The 20,317-nt window shown below is 51.4% G+C and carries 19 protein-coding genes; 11 read left to right on the forward strand and 8 right to left on the reverse strand.

Annotation, left to right across the window (positions count from 1 at the left end; genetic code table 11):
• Nucleotides 1-42 precede the first annotated feature (42 nt).
• The 6 genes from hflX to E1189_RS12830 all read left to right on the forward strand — a co-directional run bounded on the left by hflX (nt 43) and on the right by E1189_RS12830 (nt 6,859).
• Nucleotides 43-1,353 (forward strand): ribosome rescue GTPase HflX, encoded by a 1,311-nt coding sequence (hflX, locus tag E1189_RS12805; RefSeq protein WP_155160716.1) that lies wholly within the window; start codon nt 43-45, stop codon nt 1,351-1,353.
• 403 nt (nt 1,354-1,756) lie between these two features.
• Nucleotides 1,757-2,956 carry an FtsH protease activity modulator HflK gene (gene hflK, locus E1189_RS12810; RefSeq protein ID WP_155160717.1) on the forward strand — a complete coding sequence of 400 codons (1,200 nt, stop codon included), beginning with the start codon at nt 1,757-1,759 and terminating at the stop codon, nt 2,954-2,956.
• The gene (gene hflC / locus E1189_RS12815) at nt 2,953-3,825 is read left to right on the forward strand and encodes a protease modulator HflC (RefSeq protein WP_155160718.1); all 873 of its coding nucleotides are present in this window, start codon (nt 2,953-2,955) and stop codon (nt 3,823-3,825) included. The genes hflK and hflC overlap by 4 nt, the downstream gene beginning before the upstream one ends.
• 206 nt (nt 3,826-4,031) lie before the next feature.
• Nucleotides 4,032-4,223: a DUF2065 domain-containing protein gene (locus E1189_RS12820; protein ID WP_155160719.1), complete on the forward strand. Its 192-nt coding sequence runs from the start codon at nt 4,032-4,034 to the stop codon at nt 4,221-4,223.
• A 61-nt stretch (nt 4,224-4,284) separates the two neighbouring features.
• Nucleotides 4,285-5,460, forward strand: coding sequence for an ATP phosphoribosyltransferase regulatory subunit (locus E1189_RS12825; protein ID WP_155160720.1), 1,176 nt, complete (start codon nt 4,285-4,287; stop codon nt 5,458-5,460).
• A 103-nt stretch (nt 5,461-5,563) separates the two neighbouring features.
• The gene (locus E1189_RS12830; protein WP_155160721.1) at nt 5,564-6,859 is read left to right on the forward strand and encodes an adenylosuccinate synthase; all 1,296 of its coding nucleotides are present in this window, start codon (nt 5,564-5,566) and stop codon (nt 6,857-6,859) included.
• Between the two features lie 63 nt (nt 6,860-6,922).
• Here the strand turns inward: E1189_RS12830 and E1189_RS12835 are convergent, their stop codons facing one another.
• The 4 genes from E1189_RS12835 to E1189_RS12850 form a co-directional block, all read right to left on the reverse strand.
• A complete protein-coding gene (locus tag E1189_RS12835; RefSeq protein ID WP_155160722.1) occupies nt 6,923-7,195 on the reverse strand; it encodes a putative quinol monooxygenase in 273 nt (90 codons plus the stop codon).
• A gap of 99 nt (nt 7,196-7,294) precedes the next feature.
• Complete coding sequence (locus E1189_RS12840; protein ID WP_155160723.1) at nt 7,295-8,617, reverse strand: hypothetical protein; 1,323 nt, start codon at nt 8,615-8,617, stop codon at nt 7,295-7,297.
• 150 nt (nt 8,618-8,767) lie between these two features.
• The gene (locus E1189_RS12845) at nt 8,768-9,406 is read right to left on the reverse strand and encodes a LysE family translocator (protein WP_155160724.1); all 639 of its coding nucleotides are present in this window, start codon (nt 9,404-9,406) and stop codon (nt 8,768-8,770) included.
• A 17-nt stretch (nt 9,407-9,423) separates the two neighbouring features.
• Entirely contained in the window at nt 9,424-10,017 is a 594-nt protein-coding gene (locus E1189_RS12850) for a hypothetical protein (protein WP_155160725.1), read from the reverse strand.
• Between the two features lie 219 nt (nt 10,018-10,236).
• Between E1189_RS12850 and rnr the strand changes: the two genes are divergently transcribed.
• The 3 genes from rnr (at nt 10,237) to E1189_RS12865 (ending at nt 13,987) form a co-directional block, all read left to right on the forward strand.
• Nucleotides 10,237-12,846 carry a ribonuclease R gene (rnr, locus tag E1189_RS12855; RefSeq protein WP_155160726.1) on the forward strand — a complete coding sequence of 870 codons (2,610 nt, stop codon included), beginning with the start codon at nt 10,237-10,239 and terminating at the stop codon, nt 12,844-12,846.
• A gap of 54 nt (nt 12,847-12,900) precedes the next feature.
• Nucleotides 12,901-13,644 (forward strand): 23S rRNA (guanosine(2251)-2'-O)-methyltransferase RlmB, encoded by a 744-nt coding sequence (gene rlmB / locus E1189_RS12860; RefSeq protein ID WP_155160727.1) that lies wholly within the window; start codon nt 12,901-12,903, stop codon nt 13,642-13,644.
• A gap of 73 nt (nt 13,645-13,717) precedes the next feature.
• Entirely contained in the window at nt 13,718-13,987 is a 270-nt protein-coding gene (locus tag E1189_RS12865; protein WP_155160728.1) for a type II toxin-antitoxin system prevent-host-death family antitoxin, read from the forward strand.
• A 165-nt stretch (nt 13,988-14,152) separates the two neighbouring features.
• Here E1189_RS12865 and E1189_RS12870 read toward each other — a convergent pair whose 3' ends face one another.
• From E1189_RS12870 to E1189_RS26255, 3 genes are all read right to left on the reverse strand, one after another.
• Nucleotides 14,153-16,123 carry a bifunctional 2',3'-cyclic-nucleotide 2'-phosphodiesterase/3'-nucleotidase gene (locus E1189_RS12870; protein WP_155160729.1) on the reverse strand — a complete coding sequence of 657 codons (1,971 nt, stop codon included), beginning with the start codon at nt 16,121-16,123 and terminating at the stop codon, nt 14,153-14,155.
• A gap of 139 nt (nt 16,124-16,262) precedes the next feature.
• Nucleotides 16,263-17,225, reverse strand: coding sequence for a dihydrodipicolinate synthase family protein (locus tag E1189_RS12875; RefSeq protein WP_155160730.1), 963 nt, complete (start codon nt 17,223-17,225; stop codon nt 16,263-16,265).
• A 370-nt stretch (nt 17,226-17,595) separates the two neighbouring features.
• Nucleotides 17,596-17,964 (reverse strand): Mpo1-like protein, encoded by a 369-nt coding sequence (locus E1189_RS26255; protein WP_408014729.1) that lies wholly within the window; start codon nt 17,962-17,964, stop codon nt 17,596-17,598.
• On the opposite strand from E1189_RS26255, the gene E1189_RS12885 reads away from it, so the two are divergent.
• Nucleotides 17,903-18,781, forward strand: coding sequence for a class I SAM-dependent methyltransferase (locus tag E1189_RS12885; protein ID WP_155160732.1), 879 nt, complete (start codon nt 17,903-17,905; stop codon nt 18,779-18,781). The two genes, E1189_RS26255 and E1189_RS12885, sit on opposite strands and share 62 nt — an antisense overlap.
• 60 nt (nt 18,782-18,841) lie before the next feature.
• The gene (selD, locus tag E1189_RS12890) at nt 18,842-19,882 is read left to right on the forward strand and encodes a selenide, water dikinase SelD (protein ID WP_155160733.1); all 1,041 of its coding nucleotides are present in this window, start codon (nt 18,842-18,844) and stop codon (nt 19,880-19,882) included.
• Nucleotides 19,883-19,966: 84 nt separating this feature from the next.
• Here the strand turns inward: selD and E1189_RS12895 are convergent, their stop codons facing one another.
• Nucleotides 19,967-20,215, reverse strand: coding sequence for a hypothetical protein (locus E1189_RS12895; RefSeq protein WP_155160734.1), 249 nt, complete (start codon nt 20,213-20,215; stop codon nt 19,967-19,969).
• Nucleotides 20,216-20,317: the final 102 nt, after the last annotated feature.

A 20,317-nucleotide genomic window follows, 5' to 3' on the forward strand; every position in this document is an offset into this window, starting at 1 on the left:
GGCAGAATTGTTTCCTGAATATAATTAAATGGAGCAGATTGCTTGTTTTTTGAGCGTCATGAACGTGGTGAAAGAGCTGTACTCGTCCATCCAGAATGCCTTGATGACCTGCAGCGTGAAGACCCAAGAGAGTTTCAGGAGCTGGTACGTTCCGCCAATGTTACTCAGGTGGCATTCGTAGTTGTTGCCAATCCCAAAGTCTCCCCCCGTTATTTTGTTGGTTCCGGAAAACTGGAAGAAATTCGCCAGCAGGTAATAGCCAACGATGCCGATGTGGTTTTGTTTAACCATGCCCTGTCCCCCAGCCAGGAGCGCAACCTGGAAGCGGAGCTGCAATGCCGTGTGGTAGATAGAACCGGTCTTATCCTCGATATTTTTGCTCAACGTGCACGTACCCACGAAGGTAAATTGCAGGTTGAACTGGCTCAGCTTGATCATGTGAGCACACGTCTGGTGCGCGGTTGGACTCACCTTGAACGCCAGAAAGGTGGTGTTGGTCTGCGTGGGCCCGGTGAAACCCAGTTGGAAACAGATCGTCGTCTACTTCGCATCCGTATCAAGACTATTCAGAAACGTCTGGAGAAAGTGCGTAAGCAGCGTGACCAGACCCGGCGCTCCCGTAAACGTGCGGATATTCCCCTTGTGTCGCTGGTGGGTTACACCAACGCAGGCAAATCAACGCTGTTTAATTCGATCACCGAATCTGAGGTGTATGCGGCCGACCAGTTGTTCGCAACGCTGGACCCAACCCTGCGTCGTTTACAGATTCAGGATCTGGGTCCAATTATTCTTGCGGATACCGTAGGATTTATCCGGCATCTGCCCCACAAACTGGTGCAGGCTTTTCGCGCCACACTGGAAGAGTCCGCCATGGCGGATTTGCTGCTGCACGTGATTGACTGTGCAGACCAGGAGCGCGCGGATAACATTCATCAGGTTCGTGACGTTCTGGAGGAGATCGACGCACACGAGCTGCCACAGCTGGAAGTGTTCAACAAAACCGATCTGCTGGGTATGAAGCCCCGTATAGACCGTAATGAGAACAATAAACCAGTACGTGTATGGATTTCTGCGCAAAACGGTGAAGGGCTCGACTTACTGCAGTTGGCGATTGCCGAGCTGCTGGGTGAAGACCTGATTCATGAGTTTATTCCTGTTCCACACAACCAGGGACGTTTGCGTGCTCGCCTTTATCAAATGGGTGTTGTGCAAAGTGAGTCCTTCAATGAAGAGGGCTTGCCTGTTCTGGAGCTGCGCATGCCTCGTCAGGAACTACAAAAGTTGATTTTGCAAGAAGGCGCAGAATTGCCTTGGGAGTTGCCCGATAAAGAACCCTGGATGCGGGAAGACTAGGTGTCATACGACATTGTTTTGGTGACATCAATGGTGGTTATACACTTGAATATCTAAGTTACAGCCATCATTTCATACCTGATTTGATGATTTAGCAGGTGTACGGTTTGGTATTAAAAGGTGCGAAAAACGACACTTACCAAATTCTGAGAGAAATACTTGGATGAATACTGCGTATAAGCCGCAGTGAAGGTTGCACCTAATACCGCAGTAACTCTACAATTTGCCATGGTGGTCGTAGTACGTTGTACAGAGCGAACAGCGCGCACGTATAGCGACTGACCATTACTGACAGTAGGCAGGCCTTGATGGTGTCGTGAAAGTACACATCGGTCAGGCACGCTTTCTAAACTCTGTCTGCGCGACCAGGCAGTGGATGATAACGCTGACGACGGAGAATTTTATGGCCTGGAACGAGCCGGGTGGTAATAACCAGGATCCCTGGGGGGGCGGAAATAAAGGCAATAATCAGGGGCCACCTGATCTGGATGAAGCCTTCCGCAAGTTTCAACAGACACTGAAAGGTATTTTCGGTGGCAAGGGTGGTTCTACTGGTGGCAATAATAATCGCGGAGGTTCCGGTGCAGCTGGTACGCGCGGCCTCTGGGCTGGTATTGTCGTTATCGCATTGCTCGCGTATGTGTGGAATGCCATCTACGTGGTGGATGAAAAGGAACGTGCCGTTATCCTTCGTTTTGGTAAGTACACTGAAACTGTAGGCCCTGGCTTGCGCATGTACTTCCCACCGATTGAAACCCGTTATCTGAAACCAGTTACTCAGATCAATACTTATCGCCTGAGTCAGTCCATGCTGACGGAAGATGAGAATATTGTCGAAGTGGCCATGTCTGTTCAGTACAACATCACCAGCCTTGAAGACTATGTGCTGAAGGATTCCAACCCTGAGCAGAGTCTGAAAGAAGCGACCCAGAGTGCCCTGCGTCACGTAGTGGGCAGCTCCGAGATGCACAAAGTGCTGACCGAAGGTCGTGAAGTTCTGGGTGATGAAGTGAAGATACGTCTGCAGGACTACCTGAACGAATACGGCACCGGTCTGAACATCGTGAAGGTGAACATCGAGAGTTCCCAGCCTCCACGTCAGGTTCTGACAGCTTTTGACGATGTTATCCGTGCTCGAGAAGAAGAGCAGCAGGAAAAGAACAAAGCAGAAGCCTACGCTAACCAGGTTGTACCTGAAGCTCGAGGTGACGCACAGCGCATCATCGAGGAAGCGAACGGTTACAAAGAAGAAGTTGTCTCCCGCGCAAAGGGTGACGCATCTCGTTTTGACCAGCTGCTCACCGAGTACCAGAAGGCTCCGGGCGTAACCCGTGAACGTCTGTATCTGGAAACCATGCAGGATGTGCTGAGCGCAACCAGCAAGGTGATGGTTGACGTAAAAGGTGGCAACAATATGATGTATCTGCCATTGGATAAACTGATGGAAGGCCAGAAGGGTAGAGCGACCATTGGTGGCTCATCCGTTCACAGCTCAGGTGCAACAAATCTGACTCAGGACGAAATCGGCACTATTGCTGATCATGTAACTGCGGAGATTAACCGCCGTGTCAGCAACAGCCGTGCAGGGAGGACTTCACGATGAGCTCTAAAGTAATGTCTGCCCTGATAGCGTTGGGTGTTGTCGTTCTGGTAGCGGCTAACAGCCTGTTTATGGTCACAGAACTTGAACGTGGTGTTCAGCTGCGTTTTGGTCAGATCACTAATGACAACCTCCAGCCCGGCCTGCATGTGAAGGTTCCCTTCATCGATAAGGTGCGAATCTTTGATGGTCGTCTGCAGCCACTGGATGTTCCCCAGGCTCGTTTCCTGACCCTGGAACAGAAAGCTGTGGTTGTTGATGCCTACATCAAGTGGCAGATTCAGGATGTTGAGAAGTTCTATAAGGCAACCAACGGTGAACTGTACCGTGTCAGCCAGCTGCTGACCCAGCGTGCTGACTCCCGCCTGCGTAACAGCTTCGGTGGCCTGACTCTGAACGAAGTGGTTTCTGGCCGTCGTGATCAGATGATGGAAGATATCACCTCTGGTCTGAACGCTGTTGCCCTGAAGGAGCTGGGTGTATCGGTAAGAGACGTGCGTGTTAAGAAGATCGACCTGCCTGACGACGTAAGTGACTCCGTATTTAAGCGGATGGCATCTGAGCGTGAGAAGGAAGCCCAGGAATACCGTTCTAAGGGTAAGGAAATGGGTAAGGCGATCCGAGCGAACGCGGATCGTGAGCGTCGGGTTATTCTGGCTGATGCCTATCGCAGAGCTGAAATCACCCGAGGTGAAGGTGATGCGGAATCCGCATCTATCTACGCCGGTGCTTACAAGAAGGATGCAGAGTTCTACTCCTTCTACCGTAGCTTGCAGGCTTACAAGAGCTCCTTTAACAGCCCATCTGACGTAATGCTGCTGGAGCCAGACAGTGACTTCTTCAGATACCTGAAGACACCTACTGGCAAATGAAAGGTAAGTAGGTTGCCGTAAATAAATAGTGTCGCCCGCTTTTCAGTAGGAGTAAGGCGACACTGTTTGGATGAGGCAGCACACTCTTGAGGTGAAAAATACACTGTGCTTACAGTTAACTGAACTACATCACAGTGGTATAATTTCGCAAACCGGGTCCGAGGGGCCCGGTTTTTTCGTGTGTAGGGCAGCCAAGTGGGGCATTCATGACGTTCTGGCAGGAACTGGGCGTAGCAATCTGTTTGATGATGGTATTGGAAGGCATAATTCCTTTTCTGTACCCACAAAGATGGCGACGGCTCATAGCCCGGCTGGCACAGGTGGATGACCGCAGCCTGAGAATGACAGGGCTGGCCAGTATGCTTATTGGCACCTTATTGCTGTACTTCATACGCTAGCTGCTGACTAGCAAATAGAAAAAGGCTCCAAGAAAGCCAGAGCAAACGAGAGACGGGGAATATGACGATAGCGGATCGCTGGTTGTTGCCAGATGGTATTGAAGAAGTGCTCCCGCCCGAAGCCTGGAAGGTTGAGCACCTGCGCCGTGATATGCTGGATCTGTACGCCTCCTGGGGGTACGAGCTGGTTATCCCTCCTCATATCGAATTTCTTGAATCTCTGGCTGCCGGTTCTGGCAGTGATCTCGACCTGATGACTTTCAAAGTGACTGATCAGTTATCAGGTCGAACCCTTGGCTTACGTGCGGATACCACCCCGGCTGTAGCCCGGATGGATGCCCACACGCTGCGACAGGATGGCCCTGTCCGCCTGTGTTACGCAGGCAGCGTGTTTCATACACGCCCGGCAACGCTGACGGCATCTCGCACACCGATTCAAATGGGTGCGGAGCTTTACGGACACTCCGGTATCGCGAGCGATCTGGAAGTGATTTCCCTGATGCTGGAAACACTGGCCTTGTCTGGTATCTGCCAGCCTTCTGTTGACCTTGGCCATGTGGATATATTCCGTCAGCTGGTGAATATGGCCGGGCTGAATCAGGAAACGGAAAAAGATTTGTTTGATGCCTTGCAGCGCAAGGATCTTGGCGTGATGGAGGCTCTGATCGCCGGAGCTTCCAACAAAGATGCTGCTGCCATGCTTATGGCTTTGCCCGAACTGTGTGGTGACCTGTCCGTGCTGGAGAAAGCACGAACAGTGCTGGCTCAGGCTCCGGCTGCTGTCCAGAACGCTATCAATGTTCTGGAAGAGTTAGCCAGAGACGTGAAGGCACGTTACCCAGCCATTGCCCTCTACTTTGATCTGGGGGAGCTGCGTGGTTACAACTACCATACGGGTGTCGTATTTGCAGCCTATGTGCCCGGTGAGGGGCAGGCGGTTGCAAAGGGCGGCCGTTACGACGGAGTCGGGGAAGCTTTTGGCCGTGCCCGACCCGCAACAGGTTTCAGTGCAGACCTGAAAGTTTTATTACGCCTTGGCTCTTTTGATAAGCCATCGGAAGAGGCGGGAGCGAAAGGAGCCATTCTGGCTCCAGCGGATTCAAGTCCGGATATTGTTCGACAGTTGCGCGCTCAAGGTGAGCGTGTGATTCATCAGCTATCTGACGAAACGGAAGGTTTTGATCGGGTACTGAAAAATGTGAGTGGAAACTGGAAGGTTGTTTCTACGGATTGGTAAGACAATCCCGAAGAGGCAGTCAACCAACGCCATTTCTGGCAGAAGCGGATGCTATCAACTCAACGGTTGGGGCAATCGGTTTTTTTTTTACCGAGATGAAGTGATGGGTAAGAACGTAGTCATTCTGGGCACCCAGTGGGGTGATGAAGGCAAGGGCAAGATTGTTGACCTGCTGACCGATCAGGCGTCTGCTGTTGTGCGTTTCCAGGGCGGTCATAACGCCGGGCACACACTGGTAATCAACGGTGAGAAAACCGTTCTGCACCTGATTCCATCAGGCATCCTGCGTGAGAACGTAACCTGCTACATCGGCAATGGTGTGGTACTGGCTCCTGACGCATTGCTGAAGGAAATGGCCGAGCTGGAAGAGCGTGGCGTACCTGTGCGTGACCGCCTGCGTCTGAGCCCGGCCTGCCCGCTGATTCTGCCTTACCACGTTGCACTGGATCAGGCTCGCGAAGCTGCCCGTGGTAAAGCCAAGATCGGTACGACCGGTCGTGGTATCGGCCCTGCGTACGAAGACAAAGTGTCCCGTCGTGGCCTGCGTCTGAGCGATCTGATGCACCCAGAGCGTTTCGCAGCCAAGCTGAAGGAAGTGATGGAATATCACAACTTCGCGCTGGAAAACTACTACAAGGCCGAGCCTGTAAACTACGAAGAGACTCTGGAGAAAGCGCTGGAGTGGGGCCGTCAGATCCTGCCTATGGTTGATCGCGTCACCGACAGCCTGCACGACATGCGCAAGAACGGTGAGAACATCCTGTTTGAAGGTGCACAGGGTTCTCTGCTGGATATCGACCACGGTACCTATCCATTCGTAACCTCTTCCAACACGACTGCCGGTGGCGTTGCGACTGGTTCCGGTTTCGGCCCTCTGTATCTGGATTATGTTCTGGGTATCACCAAGGCTTACACCACCCGTGTTGGCTCCGGTCCTTTCCCAACGGAACTGTTTGATGAAGTTGGCGCGCATCTGGCCAAGCAGGGTAACGAGTTTGGTGCCACCACTGGCCGTCCCCGTCGTTGTGGCTGGCTGGACGCTGTGGCTCTGCGTCAGTCCGTACAGATCAACAGCGTGTCTGGCATCTGCCTGACCAAGCTTGATGTTCTGGATGGTCTGGAAACCGTTAAGGTGTGCACCAGCTACACCAACGCTGCAGGCGAAGAGATTGTAACGCCTAACGATGCGGAAGAGTGGGAAGAAATCACCCCGGTTTACGAAGAAATGCCAGGCTGGAGCGAGTCCACCTTCGGTGCCAGGACTCTGGAAGAGCTGCCTGCAAACGCCCGTGCTTATATCAAGCGTGTGGAAGAAATCATCGGTGCTCCAGTGGACATCATCTCCACTGGCCCGGACCGTGTTGAAACCATCACTCTGCGCCACTCTTTCGATGCCTAAGCGCATCGCTTAAGAGCACGCTGGCAAAGGCTCCTTTGGGAGCCTTTGTTCTATACGGTGTTCTTATCTGATTCGATAATACCGTTGTACGTTAGCTGCAACTTCGCCCCAGCGAGAGCTTTGCACCCTTTCCTGATGGAGTGTGAACGCGACTTTATCTCTGAACTCTTCATAAACGTGAAATTTGTTGGTCAGGTTTTCATCCTGCGAAACTCGAAACACAAGGCAGCCGTCTTCTTCTCGGGTGTTGCGAATATGAACAGGAAGCTCTCGCATTACAAGTGCCAAATCCGCTTCTGGCACAATGATGTGCCCTTCCAGAATAACCTTAGACATTAATTTTTCTCGTTATCGCCAAACCTGCCCCAAGGCTAACAAACAGTGTAACGGTCATACCATTGACTCATTGAGCAAAGCCAAGAAGGGGTTGCCTATTTATAGAGGGTCTGCCTTAAGGGCTAGCCTGCGGCTGCGCAGATTATATTTGCTTTCCACGGTTGCTTTTTTCTGTGTCCCTAAGCGCTTAGGACTCGTCTTTCTTTTAGAGCGCATCACGGTAGCAAAAGAAGGACCTGGTGGATGTGGACGTCGTCTGGAGAGCATCCGGTTAAAGAAAGTTTCACACTTTACTGCATTAACATGATCTCCAAGGCCTATGTTCACAAGAGCCGAGTGCTGTGGAACCTCTGCATTGCTTTTCATAAGTTCCAGATAGTGATCAGGGGAAATTGTGGATAGCTTATTAGGCGTACAATAATGTTCGAGGCCAAACCACCTTGGATACTCATCTAAAAGACTTCTTAATTTAAAATGTGGAATACACATACCATGTGCAATTGCCGATGTGTATTTGTGGCCTTGTTTCACCTTTTGCCTGACGTCTGAATCGTCTATCTGGCTTGTAACTAAAACAGAACTCATGCTTAAAGGCGCCCATTTGCTACTTGTTGGAACTCCTTCTTTTTCAAGGCGATGGGCCTGTTCCAGTTCTCTGTACAAATGCATCAGATTGCCGAGAATACAAATACTTTTCTCAAAATCTGTTTTGAAGGTGGGTGGCGAACTAGACTCAAGATCTTCGATAACTTGCATTAGGTTTTTAAAATCATTGTCACCACCAAACTCAGAGATGAGTTTCCGGATAGCTTTATCGTCGAAGCCTTTAGCTGTCATTAAGTCTCGAATAGTGTCAATCAATAAATAATAATGTGCCTGAACAGGAGATAGGTGTTCCCCGTACGGCAACAGGCTTGGATGCTTTTTTACAACCTCTAAAAATCGTTCTGATGGAGCGGTTTTCAAAAGCAGTGGCAACAGAATGTACATATGGTCCTGTAGTAAGCGACTCTCTGTATGGGCTTGAAGTAATGAATCCAGAATCTCTTCGTGGCTTTCCTCAATATCACCATCGTTTATAAACAACTTCTTCAAAAGGTGAGGGACATGGCTATCCTGATCGTACGCCGAGATCGCTGGGAAACACTCTAAAAATTGCAGCGCAGCCTTTGCTAAAGTGTTTGCCAGCTGTTGCTGGCCTGCTATAGAAGTTTGCACACACCGGCCAATAAGTGGGCTGAGGGTGAGGGGTTTTTTCCAGTGTGAGCACCTGAATTCATCAAGAGGCCTTCGTGAAAGCTCTGTTGCAGGGGGGATATATGATGCTGCTGAAGGAGGTTGAGCCGGTATATTGTCCACAACTCCTGAGTTGGATTCATAATCTTGAGTAAAACTTCTGTTTGCTTGTGTACCTGCTAACACCACCTGCCTCCTAAAGACATAAAATGACTGATCTGTGCAAGTGAGACATGTTTTCGGCTGTTAAATTTCCATGGATGAGGCGTTATGGTGGCAGGGCTAACGGAGTGATTAGTAAAACTCTACACAGTGATGTTCCCTTCTCGAATCACTTTAGACATTGATTTTTCTCGTTATCGCCAAACCTGCCCCAAGGCTAACAAGCAGTGCACCGGTAACGCCATTGAAAGCGCGATTGACCGATGGCTTCGCCAGCCAGTCCCTGGCACGATGAATCATGGCGGCAATCAGCGTTTGCCAGATCATGGCGATCACAAAGTGCAATCCGGCCAGTGTCAGAGACTGCACCACAGCAGAGTCTTGCGGGTCGATAAACTGTGGCAGAAACGCCATATAAAAGACGACAGTTTTGGGATTCAAAACATTGGACAGAAAACCTTCTCGAAACGACTGCCAGACAGAGAAAGAATGATCGTTCACCCGTCCAGCAATCAGGCTGGCTTTTCCTCGCCAGGCTTGTTTGAGGTTGCCTAACCCTAACCAGACCAGATAGCCTGCCCCGGCCAGCTTCAAAAAGCTGAACGCCGTAGCGGATTGCAGAAGAATAACGGAGATGCCCGCAGCAGAAACCAGCGCATGAAGAAACAAGCCTGAGCAGATGCCCAGGCTGGTTATTGTGCCATCAATCATTCCGCCCCGGCTTGTGTTACGCATGATAATCAGTGTGTCCGCACCGGGTGCCATGGTGAGCAGAGTCAGGGCAACCAGTGCGGGCCAGAGTTCGTAGGGCATTGCACCACCTTTTGTTGTTATCTAAATAACGAATACAGAAACTGAAGCACCGCGAAGCGGCCTTTAATCTCATAAATATTATCAGCCGTTGCATAGGGCTTAAGGCCATTCCCTCCGAGAATAACACAGGAAAACCGGTGACAGTCTCCATGGGTGTAATAGTGATCGGGAATAGGGTTGCAGCCCACCAAGCCAAAGTGGTCGGCCAGATTTGTGGGATCAATGCACTCTATAGTCTCATTGATAACAAGCTGCTTTACGGTCAGCACTGCCTTGATAGCGAGTACGCTGCTGAAGGCCCATGTCGTTTGAAGTTTTCCGGGGGTGGCTTGTTTGAGGTGGTTCTGCCAAATGCGTCCGCCTGTGTTTTCCAGCTTTATGCAGAAGCGCTCTGCCTGTCTGAACAGGTGCTGAAGTTGAATAACGGGGTTGATGGCATGACATACCCGGGTGAGCAGGCCTGTCGTCGCTCTATCTCCCGGATAAGAGGCGAAGGAAGCAACCTGTGCGAACATCTTCTGCCATGGTGTCGATTGACTCTCAAACTTGCCAGACTCAGTGCATGGTGTTTGTGACTCATGATTCTGAATGGATCCCAGTACGATGCTCATGTAAGCCTCCCTGATTCTTTGCAACTTTTCCCTCGTAGTCTTAGAGGTTGGTCGGCTGGGGAAGTTTAGTAACAGGAGTGTTAGGCACATCTATGACCACTCTGTTAGTCAAAAGGCTCTGGGAATGTGACTAAAGTTGCATCAAAAGCCGTGGCTTCATCGCTTGAACCTCGCCACAGGCGTATACTTGGCAACAGAACGATTGACTTAAGGAAAAACATGTCCACATCCTGGCGGTCTGATGACCCCGATGCCGGCCTTGAGGCCAGCAAATATGAAAACCCTGTTCCCAGCAGAGCTCTGATCTCCCAGCACCTTGAAAATCGCGGCGCACCGGCGCGCTATGAGGTATTGGTGGAGGAGTTTGGTCTGACGGATGAAGGCGAGCAGGAAGGGTTAAGGCGGCGTCTGATTGCCATGGTGCGGGATGGGCAGTTGATTCAAACCCGTAAGGGAGCCTTTGGTCTTATAGACAAAATGGATCTTATCGTCGGTAAGGTTCAGGGTCACCGGGACGGTTTCGGTTTTGTTTTGCCAGCGGAGGGTGGAGACGACCTGTTCCTCACCGCGCGTCAGATGAAAGAGCTGTACGACGGCGACAGAGTTGTTGTACGGGAAACGGACGTAGACTCCCGTGGTCGTCGTTTCTGCGCTGTTGTGGATATTCTGGAACGCAGCGTGACCCAGATTGTGGGTGCCTACCACGAAGAAGATGGTCTGGGCTTTGTGACCCCGGAGGGGAAGCGGATGACCAATGATGTGGTCATCGAGCCCGGCGCGCTCGCTCCCACGGAAGGCCAGATTGTGCTGGTGGATATCAAGGAATATCCCACCCGCCGCCACATGGCCATTGGTATCATTCGCGAGATTCTCGGTGATCGTATGGATGCGGGCATGGAGATTGATATCGCCGTGCGCAGCCACGACATTCCCCACGAATGGCCCAAAAATGTTCTCAATGCGGTGAAACGCTTTAAGCCAGAAGTGGCGGCAGCGGATAAACAACACCGTGTGGATATGCGCGCCGTGCCGTTTGTGACTATCGACGGTGAAGACGCCCGGGACTTTGATGATGCCGTGTATGCGGAGAAAAAGAAGTCTGGCGGCTGGCGCCTGTTCGTAGCCATTGCCGATGTATCTCACTATGTGAAACCCGGCTCCGCACTGGATCTGGAAGCCCACAATCGTGGTAATTCTGTGTACTTCCCCGGCTATGTTGTGCCGATGTTGCCGGAAGTATTGTCTAACGGCCTGTGCTCCCTGAACCCCCATGTGGATCGTCTGGCGATGGTGTGCGAAATGACCATCAGCGCCAAGGGCAAGCTCAGTGGCTACGAGTTTTACGAAGGTTTGATTCAGTCCCATGCGCGGCTGACCTACACCAAAGTCGGTGCCATGCTGGAATATCCTGAACGGGAAGACGGTGCAGAGCTGCGCAAACAGTACGTCGATGTTGTTCCCCATGTAGACGAACTCTATCGTCTGTATCACGCCCTGCGGGCGGTGCGGGATGATCGTGGTGCCATTGATTTTGAAACCACCGAAACTCAAATCGTTTTCGGTGCCAATCGCAAGATCGACAAAATCGTTCCCACCTACCGGAATGATGCTCACAAGCTGATTGAAGAGTGCATGCTGTGCGCCAACGTGGCGACGGCCAGGTTCCTTGAGAAACATGAACTGCCAGCTCTTTATCGGGTGCATGAAGGCCCCACCGACAAGAAGCTGGAGAACCTCCACAACTTTCTGGGTGAACTGGGTTTAAGTCTGCCCGGTCGCAGCAAACCAACGCCAAAGGATTATCAGCACCTGCTAAGCAGCATTGCTGATCGTCCGGACGCCCACGTTATCCAGATTATGATGCTGCGCTCGCTGAGTCAGGCTGTGTATGATCCGGAAAACACTGGCCACTTTGGTTTGGCATATAACGCATATGCTCACTTCACCTCGCCGATTCGGCGTTATCCGGATTTGCTGGTGCATCGGGCTATTCGCCATGTGATCCGCTCCAGCAAAGCCTCCAGGCATGTGAAACGTGTGGAAGGTGCTAAGCCGCTTACCAAGAAGGCGATCTTCCCTTACGACACAGAATCTATGATGGCTCTGGGGGAACACTGCTCCCTCACCGAGCGCCGTGCCGATGACGCGACTCGCGATGTAACCGACTGGCTCAAATGCGAGTACATGCAGAACCACCTTGGGGAAACCTATGAAGGTGTGATTGCTACGGTGACTGGTTTTGGCCTGTTCGTGGAGCTGACTGATATTTTCGTTACCGGCCTTGTGCATATCAGCACTCTGCCCGGTGATTACTATCACTTCGAGCAGGCGCACCAGCGTTTGATGGGCGAGAAAACCGCTACCCGCTTCCAGCTGGGTGACCGTATGACCGTACAGGTTGTGCGTGTGGATCTGGAAGAGAAAACCATCGACTTCGAGATGGCAGGTGCACCTATGGCCACACGCAGTGGCCGCCGACGCGCTGCTGGTCGTGGCAAAGGTCGGGACAACGAACGTGACCGCGCACAGGCTCGCCGCTCTACAGGTCGTAAGCCTCGCCCGAATGTGCTCGAGACAGAAGAAAAAACCTCACGCCGTCGTTCGGCCAAAAAAGAAGACGACGCCTGGGAAAGCCGCGCGCCTGCGAGTAAAAAGGCCAAAGGCAAAAAGCCAAAGACCACGAAGAAGGTGCGCAAGGATAAAGCCAGGCGCGTGTCTCGTAGAAAGCAGACAACCACCAAGGCGGCTACTAAGCCCGCAGTGAAACCTGCGTCCAAACCCGTTAAGAAAACGACTCGCAAGCCTCGCAAGCGTCCTGTTAAGAAATGATTTGATGTTGAATGCCTGATGTTTCACCAGATTCGTCAGGCGGAGTAGAAGTGAATGACTGACAACGATATTTCCTTTGGTGTTCACGCAGTACAGGCACTGCTGGAAAGTCATCCCGACCAGATTATGGAAATCTGGTTTCAGAAAGGCCGCCGTGGCAGCCGTCTGGAAAAACTCATTGAGCAGGCGCGCGAAACCGGTATTCCGGTGAAGTTTGTAGATCGTGAGCGCATTGATCGCAAGGCCGATGGTGTGCATCAGGGTGTGGTAGCTCTGGTGCGTGCAGCAAAGGTGTACCGTGAGAACGATCTCTACAGCCTGCTGGATAATCTGGATCAGCCTCCGTTCCTGCTGATTCTGGACAGCGTAACCGATCCCCATAACCTCGGTGCCTGCATGCGCTCCGCCGATGCCGCAGGCGTTCAGGCTGTGATTGTGGCGCGGGATAAATCTGCACCGCTGAACTCCATCGCCCGTAAAGTGGCCTGTGGTGCGGCAGAGAACGTTCCGCTGATTACCGTAACCAACCTCGCCCGCACCATGCGTGAGCTTCAGGAGCGCGGTGTCTGGCTGATTGGCGCCGCCGGTGAAGCCAGCAGCAATATCTACAGCACCGACCTGAACGGCCCGATGGCGATTGTGATGGGCGCAGAAGGTAAAGGTCTGCGTCGTCTAACCCGCGAGCACTGCGATGCGCTGGTGCACATTCCCATGGTGGGTTCTGTGAGCAGCCTGAACGTGTCTGTGGCTACAGGTATCTGCCTGTTTGAGGCGCTGCGTCAGCGTACACAGCACTGATGCTGCTTAGTGAGATATAAGAAAGGAGGCTTCGGCCTCCTTTCTTGTGTGTGCTGTCGGTTCATCTTGAGAATTGACTTGTGAACTGATCGAACTGAATACTGCCAATCTTGATGTTGAAGGTGGTGGACTGATTGTGACGCAGAATGGAACACCGAAGTATGTGGTTGAGTCTTTTGAGGATTATGAACGTCGAGAGGAGGCTGTCGCACTTCTGAAAATGGTTGCAATGGCGAAGAGCGATGTACAGCAAGGGCAAGTCATGAATGGCGAAGAGTTAAGAGCACGCCTGAAAAGCCAGCCACTATCATGCCATCACTGCCCTTGTTTTTATACGACATAAACACAGTATTAGAAAGTTAGCTCTGGATATCTCTCTGTATAGAAATCCTCACTGACCACCGGGTCTGACTGAGCCAGAAAACTCCTGCAAATTCCTGTGAAAACGGGCTCAATTCCAAAGAATTGAGCCCGTTTTTACGATCACATCAAAGTGACATCAGCAGGATCAGTGACTGGTCAGGTCGATGCTGTATACGGCAAAGCCAGCGGCATCGGTACCCACACGTTCAACAGGATATTGCGCACGCTCCTTGATGAAGTCTGCAGCTTTCTGGGATGTTGCAGTTTCAAAAACGATGTCCAGCTTCTTATCCGTTTTGATAGGAGCAAAGTGCCAGTTGTTGTCTGCCGAAGGCTTAACGGTGCCCTGTTCCTTGGTGGTCTTGGCGATGTAATCCGCCAGAATGGAACGGGTTTCGTCGGGAGCAGGGAACGCAACCTTCTCAGCGGTGATACCGGGGAAGGCGCCGCCGCCAAAGGCACGGTAGTTGTTGGTAGCTACCAGAAATACCTGATCGTCTTTAACAGGCTTACCGTCGAAGGTCAGCTGCTGGATACGATGAGCGTTCTTGTGAACAACTTCTCCCTTCTCGTTGTAGCGGGAAGGTTGAGTGAGATCGACCTGATAGTTTACACCGTCGATTACGTCGAAGTTGTAGGTACGGAAGGTATCCCAGTTCAGCAGTTCCTGACGCTCGGTAGAGCCAGGGTCAATCTGATTGAACTGACCGGCGGAACGCTCCAGCCACTCACGTACATCGGCACCGCTCACCTTCATGGCAACCAGGGTGTTGGGGTACAGGTACAGGTCAGACGCGTTCTTGAAGGACAGTACGCCGGACTCAACTTCGGTGTAGTTGGTTGGATCGTTCTTACGGCCGCCCGCCTTGAATGGCGCAGCTGCGCCCAGAACAGGCAGATCTGCCAGATCAGGGTCGCCCTGGATGAACTGCTGTACGTAATCGATCTGGGCCTTGTTCACGATCTGGATGGTCGGATCATCCTGAACCAGAGACAGGTAGCTGTACATAACGTCGTCAGCTTTACCGATTGGCTGGTTCACATAGTCACGGGTAGACTTCTTGTCACCGGCAACCAGCTTGGCCAGATCTTCATCGCGCTCTACCAGAGGGCTGCCATCCAGCTTGGCAACAGCACGGGCTTCCGTTTTGGTGGAAACAACTTTCCAGCTGCCGCTGCTGTTGTCCAGAGTCAGGTCGATGACGCCAATGTGGCTGCCGAAGTGACCAGGCATAACCGCAGGCACACCGTTTACGGTACCGGCTTCCAGATCAATGCCAGGAATATTTGCGAAGTTCTTGCTTGGGAATACGCCGTGGCTGTGACCGAACATGATAGCGTCGATGCCAGGTACCTTGGAGAGGTAGTACACGGAGTTTTCAGCCATGGCTTTGTAAGGGTCTGCACTCAGGCCGGAGTGAGGAATGGCGACAACGATATCTGCACCCTCTGCCTTCATCTTTGGCACCATAACGCGAGCAGTTGCAGTGATATCTGCAACAGTCACTTTGCCTTCCAGATTCTTACGGTCCCACTGCATGATTTGTGGGGGAACAAAACCGATGAAACCAACTTTCAGGGTTTCGGTTTTGCCCTCTTTATCCTTAACCTGCATCTCTTTGATGTAGTAAGGAGGCAGCAGGTTCTCGCCAGTACCAACCTTGTGCACGTTGGCGTTGATGTAGGGGAACCTGGCACCGTCCAGCGCAATGCGCTGGAATTTCAGACCGTAGTTGAAATCATGGTTACCCAGGTTGCCCACATCGTAATGCATGGCGTTCATGATCTTGTACATAGGGTGAACGTCACCCTCTTTCAGGCCGATAGAGGCCTGCCAGTCGCCCATCGGAGAGCCCTGTAGCAGGTCTCCGTTATCAACCAGAACACTGTTGGTTGCTTCAGCACGAGCTTCTTTTACCAGAGTTGCAGCACGCACCAGACCAAAACGGGTCGTGGAGCGATCCTTGTAGAAGTCGTAATCAAGAGCGTTAGAGTGCAGATCAGTGGTTTCGATCACACGGAAATCAACGGTTGCTGCAGTGGCAGCAGAAGAGAGGAGCGCACTGGAAACAGCAAAAGCTGCTGCTTTCAGGAGGAAGGGTGCATTTTTAAGCATGTCAGCCTGTTGCCGTTATGTAGATAACGGTTCAGGAGGTTACCAGTAGGATGTCAATACGGGGTATAGGGGGAAACCCAGCTTACTCTTCGTTCAGCCACTTCGTTGCCCCCTTTTCGGGTAGGATTGCTCTATCGTTTCAGGCGGCCTCTTCCGAATCAACACTGATATGCTCGAAAAATTCGGGGATCAGCTCTTTACCGCATATGCGCACAGTTTTGAGATGCTCATCTTCAACCCAGGAGTAAGGCCAGCGCAGGCGCTGGTGAAGACCTTCACACCATCCGGATGCAACAGCCATAAATTTGCTGCAGGCATGGCGAGGGTATTTATGCTCTGTGATTAATGGCATGATGCACGTCTGCATAAACTGTTGAATCCGCGCTTCAAGCTCGAGCCCTGCTTCTATGTCTTTGTCGATCAATTCATTCCAGAGCTGTGCTGCATAGGGGTTCATGCCTGCAATACTGGAGCAGGAACCGTGGGCACCTCTGGACAGGCCGGTTGCCAGCTGCTGGCCAGGCACCATCACACTCACTTTTTCCATGACAGGCTGCATGGCCTCGTACCATTCATCACCTGTTGGCGTTGTACTGATGGCAACAATCTCTGGTACTTCCGTGGTCAGGCAGAGGTACTGCTCAGGTGTAAGGCGGGCTTTTGCATTCGGGGGCGTAAACAGAATCAGGCCACAGCCCCGGGCATTTTTTGCACAGCCTTTTAAAAAACGCATCAGGCCTCGTTCCCCGGTTTCTACCCAGTCCGGGAGAACAAGCTGGATGGCAGCAGGTGCATGGTCGGCCGCTACAGCTACGCGCTCGAGACTTTCATAAGGGTGCGCATGGCAGGCACCAATCTGGTAAGCAATGCCGTAGCGCTGGCAGGAGGCCGCAAACCGCTCGATTAAACGGCAGTATTCAGTAAATGTGAGGTTAAAAAACTCGCTGGAGTTGGTACCGGCATACACACCACTCACGCCAGAGGAACTGATTTTTGCGACTTCCTCGTCGACAAATCCGAAATCCACAACGCCCTGTTCCTTTATTTGCAGAAACAGAGGCGCCCAGGTTCCGCGAATTTCATGTGCTTTTAATGGATTCATAAGTTTTAACACCTTGGGTGCTGGAGACGAAAAAATCGCCTTTACACATCACAGGTACTCTTTACCGTGGAAATGCCCAAACACTTCATGCCTTGATATGGACATGTTTCGTTCACGGTTATTTATGTTAAGAGAATCTTCTGCCACATTTTCTTGGATTTTTGTGTGTCCATAGTTGAGTGGCAATGCTGAGGAGGCGATTTATAACAGCAGCTGAAGGTAAAAATCTATGATAAATATCAAAACTGAAAAAAGCATTACACATGCTATAGAGAATATCGACTGGAAATGTCGGGGGGAATCCTGAGGTCGGTAGAAGTGGTTACTTATGAAAGCGCCCGGGAAGGAAGTTTTTCAGCATTATCCAATCTCAAGGAAGACTACAGGATGGGTACTTGAACGTAGCTGGTTTGTTTTTTTCGAACAGAAAGTGTCCAGTCCACGCAAATCCGTAACCGATTACCGGCATAAAGAACAGTAACTGGTGCAGCCCCTGACAGATTGGATTGCTGTTACCACACACCATAACTGTCGGGAAAACAAGTCGGTCAGCCAGCATGGGAGCCTGTTTGTTTATTATTTTTCCGTAATTTAACAAATTGTCGGTAAACAACGCATGTCTTTTGTATTTCCCTGCTACTTTTTCCCCTGCATCTCTTCTGACAGAGGAAAGACCTATGCATCGTTCTGGATTTGTGCGCAAAGGTATTGCTCTTGGTTCGGCTTTTGCCGCATCCATGCTTCTGACCGTCGGACACCTGTGGGCCGATGGGCAGTACGCACTGAGTAATCAGTGGGAAAAGGCAAGGGAAAGACTGCAGCTGCTGGAGGACTACTCCAACCCCTACACCTTTCAACAGCTGGAGCAGGCCAGTATCCAGAAAGGCTGGACATGCCTTGACGCAGGGGCTGGTCTGGGTGGCGTGACTCGCTGGCTGTCGGACAAGGTTGGCCCGGATGGTCAGGTTGATGCGCTGGATATGGAAACTGTTTTCCTTGAGGAAATCGATAAGCCCAATGTCCACATACTGAAGAAGAATCTGGTTACAGACCCTCTGCCCGAGGCTAAGTACGATTTCATTTTTGCCCGGGATGTTCTGATGCACATCCCTGAAAGGGAGGAGGTTGTTCACTCTCTTGCCGGGGCCTTGAAACCCGGTGGGATTTTGATGGTGGAGGATATTGCTATTCTTCCCTATGGCGTACCTTATCAGCGCCTTACTGATGATGCTGTCCTAAATACAACCATGCAGAACCTTATAAGTACACTGGAGGAATACGGCCATCTGTCGTTCCATTCTGGATATAAAAATATATTCTACTTTGAAGATGCCGGTTTGGTGGATGCGAATGCCCATAGCTTTTCTCCCTTCGCCAGAGGACAGAGCAGTGAAGCGAAGATGAGGCACCTGTCATTGTTGCAGTTGACTCCTGTGTTTTTGAAGCATGGTTACAATGCAGAGACAGTAGAGCAGGTAAGGCAACATTTTCTTAATGAAAATGCCAGATTCTGGGGCTTTGTAAGAGTCATCACCACTGGCAGAAAGCCTCTTTGATGGTTAGAGTGGATGGCCTCGCCCCCTTTTGAACGGGGCCTCCATTTAAGGTTTTCCTATATGAGTGATATCAAGCTCACTGAATACAGTCACGGTGCTGGTTGTGGCTGTAAGATTTCTCCTCAGGTTCTCGACCAGATTCTTAAAAGCGATCTGAAACTGCCCGATTTTCCCGGCCTGCTGGTAGGCAACGCATCTAAGGACGACGCTGCCGTTTTTGATATGGGCAATGGCGAAGGCGTAATCAGCACAACTGATTTCTTTATGCCGATTGTGGATGACCCGTTTGATTTTGGGCGAATCGCCGCAACAAACGCGATCAGCGATATTTATGCCATGGGCGGTACCCCCATGATGGCCATAGCGATTCTGGGCTGGCCTGTTGATAAGCTGGGGCCAGATGTGGCTCGCAAGGTTGTGGATGGTGGTCGTCAGGCCTGTCTCGAAGCCGGTATTCCTCTGGCTGGTGGTCACAGCATTGATGCACCGGAGCCGATTTTTGGCTTGGCTGTGACTGGTCGCGTTCCTCTGGAAAATATGAAACAGAACGATACGGCCAGGGCCGGAGATAAGCTTTTCCTGACTAAGCCTCTGGGTATCGGTATTCTCACAACAGCTGAGAAAAAGAAGAAAATCGCCCCTGAACATACCCATATTGCTCGTGACGCCATGTGCACTATGAATAAGCCGGGCGCTGACTTTGCCAGGATTCCCGGTGTGTCTGCCATTACCGATGTGACTGGCTTTGGCTTCCTGGGTCATTTGTTGGAGATTTGTGAGGGGAGTGGCGTAAGCGCAGTGATCGAAGAAAACGCTGTCCCTCTGCTGCCGGAAGTAGAGTACTATCGTCAGTTAGGGTGTGTGCCTGGAGGTACTGGCCGAAACCATGCGAGCTATGGGGATAAACTATCTGAGCTGACCGAACGTCAGAAGCAGTTGTTCTGTGATCCTCAAACCAGTGGAGGTTTGCTGGTAGCCGTGTCCCCTGATTTTGAGGATGCGCTGCATGAAGCTGCCCATCGTCATGGTCTGACTCTGGAAGCGATTGGCGAGTTGAAAGAAAGTATGGCTGGCGAGCAGTCGCTTATTTCAGTGGTTTAATCTTCGCTTTTCATTTGCCATTAAAAAAGCCCGCGGTTCGCGGGCTTTGTCGGTAAGACGGAATCTGAATATGTGGAAAAGGTGTCAGATCGGTCGGTTACCGTAGTTAGATTCGGGCTTTTTGGGCGGGTCAGAAATGACATTAGAAGGGATTTCCTGAATTTTGCCTCCCTTGGCCAGGTACTCCTCAATCTGAGTATTCATCATTTCCCGAAGTCGTCGGCGGGATTCGACGGTGCGTTCATCGGGGGATTCATCCTTACTTCCAAGATAGGAAAAATCAGGGCCTTCATTACCTGCTTTCGCTTTTTTTGTGGGCTTTTTCCGTGCCATAGTCCAGTCCTCTTGGTTACTGGTGGTTTCACCTTTCCGCTCCATGCATGAGGCAGGAGTTATTGGTGTCACCTTTATTGGTCTCTCTCAAGGTTAAAACCA

Origin of the sequence: Parendozoicomonas verongulae, from assembly GCF_009711465.1 — a bacterium.
Lineage (GTDB): Bacteria > Pseudomonadota > Gammaproteobacteria > Pseudomonadales > Endozoicomonadaceae > Sansalvadorimonas > Sansalvadorimonas verongulae.